This window comes from Blautia sp. SF-50, from assembly GCF_900101315.1.
GTDB classification, from domain to species: Bacteria; Bacillota; Clostridia; order Lachnospirales; family Lachnospiraceae; genus Blautia_A; species Blautia_A fusiformis.
This window is the reverse complement of the sequence record NZ_FMUW01000003.1, coordinates 172,242-188,629: the sequence shown is the minus strand read 5'-3', so window position 1 is coordinate 188,629 and position 16,388 is coordinate 172,242. Positions and strand designations below refer to the sequence as shown.

Annotated in this window: 9 protein-coding genes, 1 pseudogene and 2 riboswitches; all 10 genes and pseudogenes read right to left on the bottom strand. The window is 41.9% G+C overall.

Annotated elements, in window-relative coordinates:
* Positions 1-66 precede the first annotated feature (66 nt).
* A riboswitch (cyclic di-GMP riboswitch) is annotated at positions 67-142 on the bottom strand.
* 164 nt (positions 143-306) lie between these two features.
* Entirely contained in the window at positions 307-3,138 is a 2,832-nt protein-coding gene (locus BLP57_RS03210) for a response regulator (RefSeq protein ID WP_092069423.1), read from the bottom strand.
* Between the two features lie 178 nt (positions 3,139-3,316).
* Positions 3,317-6,172, bottom strand: a complete 2,856-nt coding sequence (locus tag BLP57_RS03205; RefSeq protein WP_092069419.1) for a transporter substrate-binding domain-containing protein — start codon at positions 6,170-6,172, stop codon at positions 3,317-3,319.
* Positions 6,173-6,218: 46 nt separating this feature from the next.
* Positions 6,219-6,377 (bottom strand): annotated as a pseudogene (locus tag BLP57_RS17965) (response regulator); the annotation flags it as partial.
* Positions 6,378-6,437: 60 nt separating this feature from the next.
* The gene (locus BLP57_RS03195) at positions 6,438-7,937 is read right to left on the bottom strand and encodes a response regulator (RefSeq protein WP_092069416.1); all 1,500 of its coding nucleotides are present in this window, start codon (positions 7,935-7,937) and stop codon (positions 6,438-6,440) included.
* 77 nt (positions 7,938-8,014) lie between these two features.
* Positions 8,015-8,374 carry an Hpt domain-containing protein gene (locus BLP57_RS03190; protein WP_092069413.1) on the bottom strand — a complete coding sequence of 120 codons (360 nt, stop codon included), beginning with the start codon at positions 8,372-8,374 and terminating at the stop codon, positions 8,015-8,017.
* A gap of 30 nt (positions 8,375-8,404) precedes the next feature.
* A complete protein-coding gene (locus tag BLP57_RS03185; RefSeq protein ID WP_092069410.1) occupies positions 8,405-10,591 on the bottom strand; it encodes an ATP-binding response regulator in 2,187 nt (728 codons plus the stop codon).
* Positions 10,575-11,390, bottom strand: coding sequence for a substrate-binding periplasmic protein (locus BLP57_RS03180; RefSeq protein ID WP_092069484.1), 816 nt, complete (start codon positions 11,388-11,390; stop codon positions 10,575-10,577). Before BLP57_RS03180 ends, BLP57_RS03185 begins: the two co-directional genes overlap by 17 nt.
* Positions 11,391-11,597: 207 nt before the next feature.
* A riboswitch (cyclic di-GMP riboswitch) is annotated at positions 11,598-11,673 on the bottom strand.
* Between the two features lie 200 nt (positions 11,674-11,873).
* A complete protein-coding gene (locus tag BLP57_RS03175; RefSeq protein ID WP_180214147.1) occupies positions 11,874-12,248 on the bottom strand; it encodes a RidA family protein in 375 nt (124 codons plus the stop codon).
* Between the two features lie 94 nt (positions 12,249-12,342).
* Positions 12,343-13,782 carry a serine hydrolase gene (locus BLP57_RS03170; RefSeq protein WP_242872545.1) on the bottom strand — a complete coding sequence of 480 codons (1,440 nt, stop codon included), beginning with the start codon at positions 13,780-13,782 and terminating at the stop codon, positions 12,343-12,345.
* Between the two features lie 150 nt (positions 13,783-13,932).
* Positions 13,933-16,299 carry an ATP-dependent DNA helicase gene (locus BLP57_RS03165; protein ID WP_092069478.1) on the bottom strand — a complete coding sequence of 789 codons (2,367 nt, stop codon included), beginning with the start codon at positions 16,297-16,299 and terminating at the stop codon, positions 13,933-13,935.
* Between the last annotated feature and the right edge of the window lie 89 nt (positions 16,300-16,388).

Here is a 16,388-nt window from a genome sequence, read left to right as displayed (position 1 = left end):
AGATCATCTCCTGTTGATAAATCATTCCTCAAAAAAAGCACTGCCAACCAGACAGTGCACCTCATTTTATGCAACTGGCTGCCATTTTACAGGCCCTATAGCTTTGCGTCCCAGACTTTCATCTGGTTTGCCGATTTCCTTATTATAGCTTTTACACGTATACAAAAAAACTGGTTTTATTATACTATAGTGCTCTACTATATACAAGAAAAACATTACCGTTTTAACGTCCAAAAATAAAAAAAAGAACAGCCGATATATATATCGAACTGTTCTCCCATTTCCGAAGTCCACGCAGCATTGACATTACCGTTCTATATATTTTGTGATGACAGATATTAAAATCCTCATATCAACCGGCTTCGCCACATGATCATCCATTCCGGCATTCAAAGCAGCCTGTACATCCTCTGCAAATGCATTTGCTGTCATTGCAATAATAGGGATCTCCTTTCCGTCCGGACGCTCCGACAGATTTCTGATAGCTTTTGTCGTTTCATAGCCATTCATTTCCGGCATCATGATATCCATCAAAATCAGATCAAAGGTCCCCGGAGCTGTATTGCAAAACTGTGCCAGGGCAGATTTTCCATCGGCAGTCCTGGTTACGATCATCCCTTGTTCTTCCAGCAAAGCTGCTGCTATCTCTGCATTTAAATCATTGTCCTCTGCCAAAAGGACATGCAGACCATGTAAATCCATATCTTTCCTTAACTTTTCTTCCTTTTCAGTCAGTATCTGTTCTGCTATAAGCAGGGGAATTTCTACCGTAAATGTTGAGCCAATACCCTTTCTGCTGCTGACCTCAATTTTTCCACCCATAAGATCTACATACTGTTTGGCAATGGCCATTCCCAGTCCGGCTCCCTTATAGCTGGTTCTTGCCCCACCATTTTCCTGACTGAACTCATCAAATATTCTGGTCTGGAACTCCTCACTCATACCAATTCCGGTATCTGATATACGATAGCGTACAATTATATGATTCTCATCATTACCCGGAGCGTTTTCTGCAGCGAATGAAATGGTGCCTCCGTCTTTTGTAAATTTGACTGCATTACTGATAATGTTGAGCAATACTTCCCTGATTCTGAGTTCATCTGCCATCACATAAGGAGTTTTTAGTTTTTCTCTTGAAACATACAAATTAAGATCACGATTTTCCATATATCCCTTTGCGATCGACAAAACAGTATTTATCATATCCCTGAGATCTGTCGGTACCGGTTTATATTCCAGTTTACCACTTTCAATGCGGCTGATATCCAACACATCGTTGATCAGTGTCATCAGATATTCTGAACTCTGCCTGATCTTTTTCAGACAATTCTCCACCTCTTTGTCCGGTTTCCTCTTCATGGCAATATCTGTAAATCCAACAATTGCATTCATTGGTGTCCTGAGATCATGGGACATATGGTTCAGGAATGTCGTTTTTGCAATATTCGCCGCATTTGCATTCTGTGCTTCTTTCAGGGCTTCCATCTGTTTTTTTCTACTCACGGAAAGAGAATAAACCAGAAGAAGCAGTACAAAAATAATCACAAACGAAACTCCGATAACTAAGCCTGCATGCTCAGCAAGGATATCCTTCAAGGTCATTTCCTTTTCTGAAACAGAATTCTGTGCAAGGACAACACCATTTAAAACATTGGATGACTGCTCAATTGCTTTATTGATAATGGTAGCTGCTCTTCTGTTTTCTCTCGTCGTGAACATTCCTAATTCCTGCCGTTTTGCCATCTCTGCAAATGACAGACTTTGGGTCAGTGGACTTTCATTAAGAATATTGATCTTTGAGGATGGAACGACAGTTGCTCCCACTTTTCCATTTGCTACAGCCTCCAGGCATTCTTCCTGTGTATCATATTGTTTGATTTCTGCATCCGGAAAAAGAAGGGACACCATCAATCCAGAATACAGTGAGGTCTCTGTCACTGCGATCGTAGAGAGACTGCTGCTATATTCTTTTCCCTTGTAAATAACAACCGGCGTAATATCAAAGATTGCATCCGTCAAAACCACTTGAAACTGTTCCTGTGTATAAAAATCCTGAATGATAGGACCGGCAATATCTATTTTGCCAGATTGCAATGCCTCATTCATCTCTACTCCCGTGGAACATGGAACTGCCTTGATCGTAATTTTATATTTTTCCTGAACAGTATCCAGAACAGTTCCAAGAATTCCTGTGAGTTTCCCATTTTCTTCACCACAAAAAGGAAGATTATCCTTTAGATATCCCACGCGGATCGTATTTTCATGTGCATCCAGCCATTGTTTTTCTTCCTTGTTAAGTGCATAGTTTATGACCGCTTTTCCTTCATAACGGGCATACAGCTTGCTGCTGTAGTCCGTTTCTGTATTGTTGATTTCTTCCATGGCAGAATTTAATTCCTTTAACAGATCTGGTCTGGATTTTGATACACCGAAATAACAGTCACTTGCACCGATATTGGCAATGGCAATAAAATCGCTGTTGACAGACAGCACTGGGATCACAAGTGCATCCAGTTCATCTGCATCCAGTTTTTCTATCATTTCATCATAGCCTTTACAAACAACCACCTCTGCCTGGATCTGATTGCTGTCCAGCCATTTTTCCAGAAGTTCTTTCTGATAGCTTCCATCTGCTACACCAATACGACAGCCATTCATCTGCTTTGGATCACCATCCATAAGATCTGTATGATCTTCCCGGGTATAGATCCAATATCTTTCTGTTCCTGCGGCATAGGTTGAGTAATCTATAGATTCTGCTCTTTCCGGTGTGTAACTGACATTTCCAAGTATATCTATTTCTCCATCTGCCAACATATCCAGACACTCTTTAAATGAGCCATAGACATATTCATACTTCCAGCCGGTTATATACGAAATCTTCTGGAGATACTCATAGCCTGCTCCCTGCTTGTGTTCCCCATAGCCGCCTTCCTGAAAATTGGCATATGGGAAATAGCCAACTCTCACGGTTTTATTTTCTTCCTCTATTACCTGAGTTGTATTCCCATCACTTTTTGTTTCCGACGCATAAACAAAAAACGGTACAAAAAGCAGCATGACAAATGCAAAAATGCTCAAACATACTCTATTATTCTTACTCTTTTTTCTTATCTGTTTTTCTATCTTTCTGTTCATTCATTTCCTCTTTATCATCCAGTAAAGCGGACATTCGCAATCCGCTTTCGCTACTTGCTCATAAACGCAGTCTGTTTGCGTTCATGCTGTTGTCCTTCCCAGTCTGTAAGTTTTCCTGTTTTTTCAATACAGAAAGAATGACCACTCCATTCAGTATAACACGAAATTATTAGTTTTCTTACTGCCTTAAAACTTCCGCTAACATCGACAGCAGTTTATCAATCTGGATCGGCTTTGCAATATGACCATTCATTCCGGCTGCAACAGCATCCCGCTTATCTTCTTCAAATGCATTTGCCGTCATTGCAACGATCGGTATGCATGCCTTATCCTTATCCGGCAAGTGCCTAATTGCCTGTGTTGCTTTATAACCGTCCATTCGGGGCATCTGGATATCCATGAGGATCATATCATATGTTCCCACCGGCATTTTTGTTATCTTATTTACACACTGAATGCCATCCTCCACACGTTCTGTTTTAAGGCCGGCACGCTCAAGTATTGCTTCTGCAATCTCTGCATTCAGATCATTGTCCTCTGCCAAAAGGATATTCCTGCCTTCAAGGATTTTACTGGCTGTTCCAGAGCCTTCATCGTGTTTTTTTACATAATAGCTTTCATCCGCTATCCTGTGTTTTAATGTTACAGTAAAGGTGCTGCCCTTTCCAGGCTCACTCTCTACATCTATTGTTCCGCCGAGCAGATCAACATATCTCTTTACGATTGACATTCCCAATCCGCTTCCTGTGATTTTGCTCTTTGTAGTGTTTCGCTCACGCGTGAATGCATCGAAAATCTTTGTCAGATAATCCTGGCTCATACCGATTCCGGTATCGCTCACCCTGGTCCTTACCATCATGTACCCGGGCTCATCACATACTAATTCGTCTATGTTTATCATAACAGAACCACCGGATGGGGTATATTTTATGGCATTGCTCAGGATATTGACAAATATTTCTTTTACCTTGGTAGTATCTGTCAGTATATGTTCATGCTCTACATTTATTGTGTAATGAAGTGCAATATTCTTTTTCTTTGCTTCATCACCAAATATTTCAAATAAAGTCTGCCGGATATCTTCAATCCGGCCATAGTTCTCATCAATTTCCATCTTTCCGCTCTCAATCCGAGCCATATCAAGTACATTATTTATGATTGACAGAAGAAGATTTCCAGACTGCTGCAATTTTTCCAGATGATCTGAAGTTTCAGGCAGATCCTTTTCTTTTAGTTCTTCCTCCATAAGCTGTGCATAACCCAGAATTGCATTCATAGGAGTACGGATGTCATGTGACATATTGTTAAGAAAACGAGTCTTTGCCAGACTGGCATCCTCTGCTTTTTTCAAAGCGATTTCCAGTTTGTCATTGAGTTTTTTTGTATCCTTTGCCGCAAGCTTTGCGACAGCTTCCGCTTTCCTTGCCTTCCGCAAAAGTACGAGGATAATACCAATGATGCTGAGTGCCAAAAATCCTACCGTAGCCAAAAAAACAAGCAGATTGTCTTTTATGAAATCAGAAAATGTTACTTTATCTGCAGTACTGTCATAGATAGCAAGTGCACTTGTAAGCATGTCAGACGGCATGGCCTTTATAGTTTTATTCAGTATTGATAAAAGGCTTCCCTCTCCCTCTCTTACAGTAAAGCATGCCTCCATTGTTTTTGTAAGTGGAACACTCTTGAAATTTTGACTGTTATCATATATCAGCGCCTGGCTTGCTCCCATGAGGAAACAGTCTGCTTTTTCTTGGATGACCATATCTGCTGCATTGTCAAGCGAATCACAATCTACAAGCTTCCATTCAGGATAACTGAATGCAATATGCTGTTTTAAGGCATATTTTTCCTTTGGCACAGCTACAGTATGCACCTTATTCTCATCAAATTTTTCCTCATCAGTTACCGCCATCAAACTGTAAGTCCAGGCTGTGTTTGTAAGTGCATATCCGTTTTGTTCTGCAAAATATGGATTCCTGCCGGCATAAAAAATCATGTCAATCTCACGATTCTGCAGCGCCTGAATCATTTCATCATAATCATCATATGCATGTATATTAAATTCCAGTGTCTGATTTCCCAGACAATCTTTGGCATAGGAGATATATTCCGCCAGCATACCGGTAATTTTTCCAGTCTCTTCATCCATGGAAAAGATTGCCGGATCATTGTTCAAAAATCCTATCTGGATACCTCCATGCTCTTCCACCCAGACCTTTTCTTTACCTGTAAGAATCTGAATATAATCAAGTGTAAAATACTTCTTATACAGATCTGCCTTAAAAAAGGGACTATCCTGTTCCAGTTGACGCATAGCATAGTCCAGCTCCGTCTTGATATCGCTGCGTTCTTTATTTATTGCAAAATATATGCCTGATTTGCCAATCGTGGTAACGGATGATATTCCCTGTTCAGACCAGATCGATTCCTCCAGAGATACAAAACAGTCGATCTCATGATTTGCTAATTTCTTTTCGACATCATCATCATTATTCACATTTACATGTTCTGTATGTATGCCATTCTTATTTTCCCATTCTGTCAGCATGATCTCAGGTTCTGTATCCATGAGCACACCTACACGTTTCCCATCCAGAGACTTGAAATCAGACATTCCAATATCCGTATCCGATAAATCAGCATAAAGGATATATTTTTCCTCCCCCATCGGTTCATCCGGGAAAAGCATCTTTTGTGCACGTTCATCGGTGTAAGAGATATCACCCATGATATCGATCTCACCATTTTCAAGTTTATCAAAACAGTCAGACCAGTCACATTTCACATACTCAAATTTCCATCCGGTATAACCTGCCAAAGCCTGCATAAGTTCGTATCCATATCCTCGTCTTACACCGTTTTTATCGACATAATTAAAAGTATCCTCAAATGAGCCGACACGGATGATCTGTGACTGCTTTTCATCGTTGTTCGTCTCAGCAGCCCGGCAAGGTACTGTCAATACCATCCATATTCCCAGAAACACAAATATACCTGCACATAGTACGGTTGATTTTTTCCTACTTTTATCCATATTTTTATTTCCTTTATTTGTGCGGTTTTTCTAATACTCCGGACACCTAATCCAGGTTCTTCTGCAGGATGCTGATCAATTCCTCTATGACAATTGGTTTGGACAAGAACCCATCCATACCACATTTCAGTGCTTTCTTTCTATCCTCATCAAAGGCATTGGCAGTCATAGCAAGAATAGTAATTCCAGCCAGTGCCGGATTTTCTTTTTCATTAGGATTTTCTTTTTCATTAGGATCCTCCTTCTGAGCTTCCTTTGCATTTTTCTATTTTACAATATCAAAATATCCAACGATCCCAATGTATACATCCTTCTTTAAAGGCGACCACAATGTATGCAATTTCAGTTTGTACATCTGGCGGTCATTTTCCACCCTTGCTTTTATCTGCACAGAGATTTCTTTATTTTGTACAGATGTCTGATGTAATAAAACCTGAATATGATGAACATCTTCTTCATTTACTCCGAATTCTTTGAACAGATCAAAATCCGGATTATTTCTCTGATATAATATCTGCTGTTTTCCGTTTAATATAGTCAGCTGACCGGAACTTGTATTGTAATCAATTGAACCCATGCCGCTGTTCGCTTTGAAGAAATCAACCTTTTCCTTCATGACCCTAAGAATACTCTGTGAATAATTTGGATTCGGTAAAGATCTGTCGCTGAGTATTTCATTTGAAAGTCTCTGCACTTCATGGTAATAGCTATTGTCATCCTTCTCTTTATCAAGCATTTTCGAAAGCTGAAGACGCAGCTCTTTCAGGCACTTAAGGAGGATGGGGTTAAATTGTCCGCATTGCCCATCCAGGATCATCTGGATCGCTGTGTCATGATCAAATGCTTTCTTATAACATCTTTCACTTGTAAGTGCGTCATAAACATCAACGATCGACACCACCTGTGCGGAGATTGGTATTTCTTCTCCTTTCAGTCCATCCGGATAACCTTTTCCATCCCATCTTTCATGATGCCATCTGCAGATTTCCCATGAAGCACGTACCAATGAATTGTCTTTTGGGAAATGCATATCCTGGATCATATCTGCACCAAGTTCACTATGAGTTTTCATAATTCTGAATTCTTCATCGGTAAGTCTGCCAGGTTTGTTCAGGATTTCTTCCGGAATACGGATCTTACCGATATCATGAAGAGAAGATGCTGTTGTGATCAAAGAAATATCTGCCTCTGTCATAGGATAAGCATCTGTTATTTTTACCAGTTGTCTCAGCATCAGTTCTGTTGCTGTTTTAATATGCAGGATATGTTCTCTACTCTCACTGTTACGTGATCCCAGTACATTACTCAGGATCCGGATCATAATATTATTATTTTCTTCTTTTTCGTAAACCTGATCATAAACCACATTAATCAGATGCTTTTGCTTCATATAGAGTCCCAGGGTATTCTGAACTCTTTTCTTTACAATCACAGAATCAAACGGTCGTGTGATATAATCCGTGATTCCCAGCTCATATGCCTTACGCATAGTATCAACGGCATCTTCTGAAGATATCATGATCACCGGAGTTTCTTCTATACACTGGCTTCTTTTCATTATTTCCAAAACTTCAAAACCATTCATCTGTGGCATATTGATATCTAAAAGCATCAGATCAATTCCTATATTTTCTCCTATCATCTGAATTGCCTGATTTCCATTTTCCGCTTCCAGGTAATTATAAGTTTCTCCGAGAATCTCCTTTAACATATCTCTGTTAAATTCTGAATCGTCTACAATCAGGATCTTTTGTCTTTTATCCATATTTTTTATTTCCTTTATCCAATGGGTTGATGATGTTCCAAGCACCTGGTCAAAGACAGAACGTCGTGTCGCATCACTTAATTCGACAGTCCCTTCTTTATTTCTTCAATCATCCTCTCATATACTTCTGTTACTTTTTCCATTGCCTTCGATATCCCAGGCTGCGCTCCGGTTCTATCTCTCAAAAGTTCTGTTAACTCATTACTAACCTCATACAGACGGTCAAAAGAAAGATTCTGACAAACCCCTTTCAGTGTGTGTGCACTGCGGAAAGCATCTTCATAATTTTTATTTTCCAATGCCTGTTTTAACTGTAGATAACTCTGGTCTTCAAGGAACTTTAATGTAAATCTCCGAATCAGTGCTTCGCTTTGAAGGCGTCCCAAGACATCTTTATAGTTTCCTCCGATCGCTTCATAGCATTCCTGTATTGTCATGATTTTGTCCTCCTATCTATATTTCACTGCTTATTTGTCACTGCCATATCCATTATATTTCACCAATTTATGAATTACTTTTATCAGTAACCCCACATCAACAGGCTTAGCAATATGTTCATCCATCCCTGCTTCTTTTGCTCTTATTCTGTCCTCCGTGAACGCATTTGCTGTCATTGCAATGATCGGTATTTCTTTTGCATCCTCTCTGTCCAGAGATCGGATCATCTTTGTAGCTTCATAACCATTCATGACCGGCATCATAATATCCATAAGAATGACATCAAATCCACCAGGTCCACTTTTTCTGAACAGCTCAACCGCTTCCTGACCATTCCATGCTTTTGTCACGTCAGCCCCTTCATTCTGAAGCAAAAATTCAGCGATTTCCATATTCAGTTCATTATCTTCTGCCAGAAGAATATGCAGTCCCTTTATAGATTTTTCTGATATATCCTTCTGTTCTTCACGTTTATCCGCATCCAGATCTATCTTAAATGGAACCCGGATCACAAATGTAGTCCCTACACCGTATTCACTTTCGAGGGTAATGGTTCCACCCATTTTCTCGACCAGATTCTTTGCGATCGCCATTCCCAGGCCTGTTCCTGGAAATTTTGTACGGCTTCCTGTATGTTCCTGTGCAAATGGTTCAAAAATATGTTTCTGGAACTCCTCAGTCATTCCGATTCCTGCATCCCGGCAGATAAATTCCATTGTCGTCATTCCTGGCTGTTCGGATGGGATTTCCATGCAGCTAAGATAAATATGTCCGTTTTCTCTGTTATATTTCACTGCATTGGACAGGATATTCATCATCACACGTTTCACATACCCCGGACTTCCAATAAGATCACGGTGTATGATTTCTTTTTTCTCCCACACAATCCGGATATTCTGTTCTGCTGCCACCTGCTCGATCACAACAAATACTTCCCTGGAAATACTTCTCAGATTAAATGGGATCTCCTCCAGAACGATCTCACCGGACTCCAGCTTACTCATATCCAGAACATCATTTACCAGTTCCAGCAACAGATTGGATGCCTCTTTAATCTTTGTCCTGTATTCCGTCTGTTTCTCCATATCATCTACATAATGGTCTGCCATATCGACCAAGCCGCAGATTCCATTGATCGGAGTCCGGATATCATGGCTCATCCGTTGGAGAAACTCTGTTTTTGCCTCATTGGCAGCCTCTGCCTTTTTTGCAGCTATCAGAAGTTCTGCCTTATATTTTTCGTCTTTTTTCTGTTCCTGTTTCCGATGTGTCAGATTGGTTCTATATGCCCAGAACCAGAATATACTGAATATCAGAAGATAAAGGAAAATAACACCTGCTACATTTAATAGAAGATTATGAAACACTTCCGTATCCGGAAGATACGCATAAATATAATAATCCCGCTGTTTCAGCATGATTCCGTAGCATCTGGTTCCTTCATTCTTCAAATGATAAATGTGCTGACTGTCTGTATGCTTTTTCATTGCCTGAACAACTTCGTTGTCGGCTGTATTCTGCCCTAACAGCCTCTCATCATTACTGGCAACAACGATCCCATCGTCTGCAACAATGATCGTTCCATCTTTCTGGACACTATAACCATTTAAAAGCTCTTGTATCGTCAGGGTATAATTTCTGGTAAATTCAGGAGATGTGTAGTAATAGATTGCAACGATACCTGGCACATCTTTTCTGGCACAGGCTGCAATGTCAATATAGGATCCATCTTTCCTGGCAAACCGTTCTGAATAAGATCTTTCTTCATATCCGGCAAAATCCATGATAATTTCTTTTTGCAGATACTCCGTGATCTCATTAGTCAGAGACTCATCCATACTGTATTCACAGTCCATCTTTCCTTCTTTATCCAGCACTATGATGCCATCCACCCAGAGAGTCTGCAGGTTTTCTTTCAGGAACTCCCTGCTTAGCTGATCGCCGTTTTCTGTTTCCATGCTAATATTTGTGCTCATCTGTCTGGCACTTTCAATGGCACGTAAAAGACTTTTGGATTCCGAAGATTCATTATAATGGGTGTAGGTTGAGCACTGCACTTTCACATAGTTTACGATCTCCACCAGTCTTTTCTCTGCTTCCGCTTTTTCTGCGTAAAAGAAATAAAACAGAGAGACTACAGCCACACAGATTCCGAGCAGACCTCCCAGCAGCTGGATTCGTTTTCCTTTTGTCTTTCTCTTAATATCCAAGATCATCCACCTCCAGATACTTCTGGGGATCATCCAGATATTTTTCAATAATTTTCAGGGATGTGCCATCCTGACGCATCTCCGCCAGTGTCTGATCCATCTGCTCACAGATTCTCCTGTCATCATCTTTTGCAAAAGCGACACCTATTCCGGTGATCATAAGAGGCTCTTCCAGGATACGGAAGCTTGTATCATAATCCTTCATATACTGAACGATAGATTCCTCGTGTGCGGCAACTGCATCTACATATCCTTTCCCAAGAAACGTATAGATCAGTTCCCGATGTCCAAGACTGATCAGATTTCCCAATTTGGGGATTCTTTCATCTGTCCGGTTCAGAAAGATGCTTTCCGGTTTGGTTGTGGACTGAACAGCCAGATTCTTTCCCTCCAGATCACTCAGTTTATAGATATCACTGTTCTCATTTACAGCGACCACCTGACGGCTTGCTATGTATGGTCCTGCCCATCGGTAATCGTCAAGGCGCCCTTCCATGGAAAAACATCCCATGATACAATCAATCTCTCCACTCTCTACCAGTTCTTTTTTCTTCTCCCAGTTGATCTGGACAACCTTCACCTGATATCCCATTCTCTCGAAAGCTTCTGTAGCCAGTTCTACATCTATACCCGTCGGTACACCATCCTCATTCAGATAATTGTATGGTGGATAATTATCGCTGCCGAGTGTAATAACAGGCTTTTCTGGTTCTTCTTTCGTGTTATCTGTGTTTTTACACCCTGACAGGGTGACTGCTAAGATGCCCGCAAGCAGAATGCCTGCAATCACTCTTTTTCCTTTCATTTTCCATCTATCCCTAACTATCCTTTTTGTTTTTTTCATATCTGTATTTACGGTTTCCAGCCTCGCATTATTTTCCCGCTCCACACGGATCGCTTCCTGCTGATTTCTACGCATAACAAGAGAAATCACCAGCATAACGCAGACAGCTACGACAACCGTAAAGCTAACGATAAAAAAAACACCGTCTCACAGACAGTGCACCTCATTTCATGCAACTGGCTACCATTTTACAGGCCCTATAGCTTTGCGTCCCAGACTTTCATCTGGTTTGCCGATCATCCTTATTAAGCTTTTATACGTATCCTAAAAAACTGGTTTTATTATACTACAGCGCTCTACTTTACACAAGAAAAAACATTACCGTTTTAACGCTTGAAAACACAAAAAAAGAGATTGCTCCAAAACAGAGAAAAATACTTTATCCCCACAAAAAGAAATCCCCGCTGTCTGACTGAAATCAGACAACAGGGATTTTTTATCAGATCATCCGATCGCTGCGATCACTTCTACCTCACAGAGAACGTTCTTTGGCAGTGTCTTGACTGCAACACAGGAACGTGCAGGTTTATTTACGAAATATTTGGCATATACTTCATTAAATGCCGCAAAATCGTTCATATCTGCAAGGAAGCATACTGTCTTGACTGCATTCTCATAGCTGGAACCGGCAGCTTCCAGAACTGCTCCGAGATTCTTCATAACACGGTCAGCCTGCTCCTCGATGGTTGTGCCAACTACCTCTCCAGTTGCCGGATCCACCGGGATCTGACCGGATGTGTAAAGTGTATCTCCATGGATGATAGCCTGGGAGTATGGTCCGATTGCTGCAGGTGCTTTGTCTGTATGTACTGTCTTCATAATAGAATTCCCCTTTCATGAACATTTCGGATACTTCTCTGGCGGAAATATCCATCAGGATCTTGCTCAGCTGTTTTTTATTCTAACTCACAGATCACCCCTGGTCAAGGTCCATATTCAGATAATTATAAACAATACCGGAAATATCCCGGATATGCGAAACTGCGTCCCCAGGTTTACAGTCTTCTGACATCACACAGAGGATATATGTAGTCTTTTCTCCATATACAATGGCGATATCATGCTGGTCCGTATCCGTTTCTCCAGTCTTATTTGCAATTTCCACGGACACAGATATCCCGCTGGGGATCTTAGTAGTAACCTGCTGGTTCAGAAGCAGGTTCAGCATAGCCTCCGAAGCTTCTTTCGATACACATTCTCCTTTATAGATCCGGGAAAGAAGCTCTGCGCAGTCTTTTACGGAAGTGGTGTTCCTGCCACCGAGGCCGACGTCCTTTGAAGAGGACGGGCTTAAGATGTGCTGTACGGAAGTATCTGCAAATTTCTGTTCCGCAAGAAATCCATTTACAGCCTGTGCTCCGTCCTTAAAAACACCCGATGCTGTCTGCAGACGTACCAGCTCATTAAAGGATTCATTGTCACTGACTGTGATCATATTCCAGAGAAGGTCATTGACCTTTGTGGATACGGACGGATCTGTAACATCTTTTTTCATTTTTGCCGCTTCGTTCTGAAGGACTGCATCCATGTTGGCATAGGTCTGGGCCATGACAAACACTTTGATCAGACTGGCTGAGTACAGTGACTGACTGTTCTGTTCAAACTCCTGATCACTGGTTAGATCCTTTACATAAACGCTCCATGTACCCTCATAGGTTCCAAGAAGATCCGCAAGCCGTTTCTCAAGGCCATCCATTCCCAGATCTTTCGTCTCGACTTTTCCGGATTTATCCACGGAAAATCCCTCCGGAGTCTCTCCCTCTTCCTGGAGCAGAACGCCGTTTTCTCCGCCAAAATAATAATATCCGTCAAACATCTGTCCTGCAGCATTCATTTCCAGATAATGGATACCTGGATCTGTAACCATTTTTCCATATTCATCAAAATAATACAGCCCGTTGTATGTTGTTTTGTCCACCACCAGCTCATCCATATAACGTACCTGTGGAGAAGCGCTGAGTTTTCCCAGATTGTTTACCATATAACAGCCGTCAAAAGAAACTTCCTCACCGCTACCGTCTTTTGCCGGAGCCTTCAGATCGGTGATCTGGACCATATGCGAGTTTCCCGCTGTAAATTTACCGCTTTCGTCGTGATAATAATATCCATCAAAAACCGTTCCGTCGATCTCAAAATGATCAAAATAATACACTGCCGGAGTATTTTCTTTGGTTCCATCTTCATTCAGGCAGTAAAAGCCATTGCTTTTCAGAATATATTTCCCGCTTTCACCGGGAATTGGAAGTATCTGGGACTCCTCCGTAACAGAACCAAGGCTTCCCTGTGCCGTCTGCTGCACTGTTGTCGCAAAAACCGGCTGTGCGAGCATCACTGTGCTCAGACAAAATGCCAATGCTTTATATATTTTTTTTCGTCTCATATACTTCTTTCACTTTTCTTATGATCCTATTTTACAGTTTCTTGTCCTGATCCGGCATCCACACATTCCTCCAGTGATTTTCCAGATAAAGACTCTATAAGTATATCGGATTTCTCCGTTCTGTCAAGTAAACCTCTTCCAGAACGTCTCCACTGCACCTTCTACCGTATCCAGCCTGCAGCCTGTACGGTCCTGCCATTCCCTGGGAAAGATTTCCTGGTAATCCCGATCCCAGAAGCGGTCATCCAGAAGCAATATCACGCCTTTGTCCTCTTTTGTGCGGATCACGCGCCCGGCGGCCTGAAGCACCTTGTTCATACCCGGGTAGCGATATGCATAATCAAAACCACAGTGATTCTTTTTATCGTAATACTCTTTCAAGATCTCACGCTGACTGCCGATCTGGGGAAGTCCGGTTCCTACGATCACTGCCCCGATCAGACTTTCCCCTGTCAGATCAACACCCTCAGAAAAAATTCCTCCAAGGACACAGAACCCTACCAGGGTACCTTCCCGTTCCTGAAATTCCTCCAAAAATCCTTCCCGTTCCTGTTCTGTCATATCCGGCGTCTGACACACGCAGCGCACCCAGTCTACGGAAAATTCTTCCTCATAAACTTGCAGTACGTCTTCCATAAGACGATACGACGGAAAAAACACCATATAATTTCCCTGCCTCTGCCAGACACATCTGGCAATATATCCGGCGATCTTCCGATATTCTGCACGATTTCTCCGGGTATACCGGCTGCTTACGTCGCTGCCGATAAGAATCCTGCGGTTTTCTTTTGGGAAAGGAGACTGCACATAAATCCCATAGGCATCACGGTCTGTTGTCAAAAGCTCCCGGTAATAGAGCATGGGAAACATTGTAGCTGAAAAGAAAATAGCACTTTTCCCTTTTTTCAGGTATTCTCCCAGATTTTCTGCCGGGTTCACACAGAACAGCCTCAGACGAAATCCTTCTTCTGCGCTGTTTTCGGTATATACTACATAATTTTCATCTACCAGCTCTGAAACATTTAAAAAATCACGCACTATAAAATAAAATTCCAGTATTTTCCTGCGTAGTTCTTCTTCCAGTTCTTTTTCCTCCAGTATTTCTTCCAGTTCACCTGATATCGTAAGAAATGTGATCGGCAGTACTCCGGGATTGGGAAGCACCTGATACCCTTTTCTTGTTTCCGCAAGATTCTCTTCCAGTTCCATCATCTGGCGATTTGCTTTATCCAGTGTTCTGGCCAGTTTTGAAAACCTCTTTCTTATCTTCTTTCGAAGTGCTACCAGACTCTGACGGGAAATACCGGCACTGTACATCTCTCTGCCACGTTCTACCAGATTATGTGCCTCATCGATCAGAAAAATATGATCCCCGGAAATATTTTCCCCGAAAAAACGTTTCAGATGAACATTGGGATCAAACACGTAATTATAATCACAGATGATCCCGTCTACCCAGATTGAAAGATCCAGACACATTTCAAAAGGGCACACCTGCCATTTTTCTGCATGAGCACGGATCACTTCTCTGGAATATACCTCTTCAGTGGTCCAGAGCTCATAAACCGCATCATTTACCCGGTCAAAATGCCCCTTTGCATAAGGACATTTCTCCGGTGTACATTCCGGAGTATCCTGAAAACACAGCTTTTCCTTTGCCGTGATCGCCGTTACCTTGAATTTCAGACCTTTTTCCCGCAGGATGTGAAATGCCTCCTGCGCCACAGTTCCTGTGATGGTTTTTGCGGTAAGATAAAAAAGTGTTTCACCTTTTCCCTCACCGATGGCGCGCACGGACGGAAAAATGGCAGACATGGTTTTTCCCACACCGGTAGGCGCCTGAACAAATAAGGTCTTCCCGCTGGAAACCGTATGGTACACACCACTAACGATATCCCGCTGCCCTTCTCTGTATGGAAACGGAAACTGCAGATCCTTCATGGATGCATTTCTCTCTTTTTTCCAGTTAAGAGAATATGCGATCCATTTGTGATAGGCATCCAGAAGTTTCTGATACCAGCCTTTAAGCTCCTCTATGGAAAAATCCTCACGAAATCTCCTGGTTTCTTCCGTCTCAAGATGAGCGTAGGTCATCTGAATGTGGATTTCAGAAATCCCTTCTTTTTCTCCCCAGATCATTCCGTAACACATGGCCTGGGCACGGTGGACAGGTATTGGCATGTCCATTGCCTGGACATTTCCGTAAGTCCCCTTGATCTCATCAATATAAACGGCTCCGTCCTCTGTAAAGATCCCATCTGCACGGCCCTCGACCTGAATGACCACATCGTCGTATTCACTTTCTTTTTTCAGAGAAACCTCTGCCTGATAATCGCCCTTCATACTCCGCTGTATCTTGCGGTGAAGCCTTCCGCCTTTTAACATGGCTTCCTTATCTCCGGATGTCCCACTGCTGTTATCCAGATCTCCGCTCCTCAGTATAAATTCCACAAGATTTCTGACAGAAATCCGCACTCTTGGTTTTTCCATATTTTCACTCCCGGCAGCTACCGGAATTCCAGTCCGGCAGCTATTCTTTTTCCATGCTATACCAGGATTATACCATAAAATATGATTCG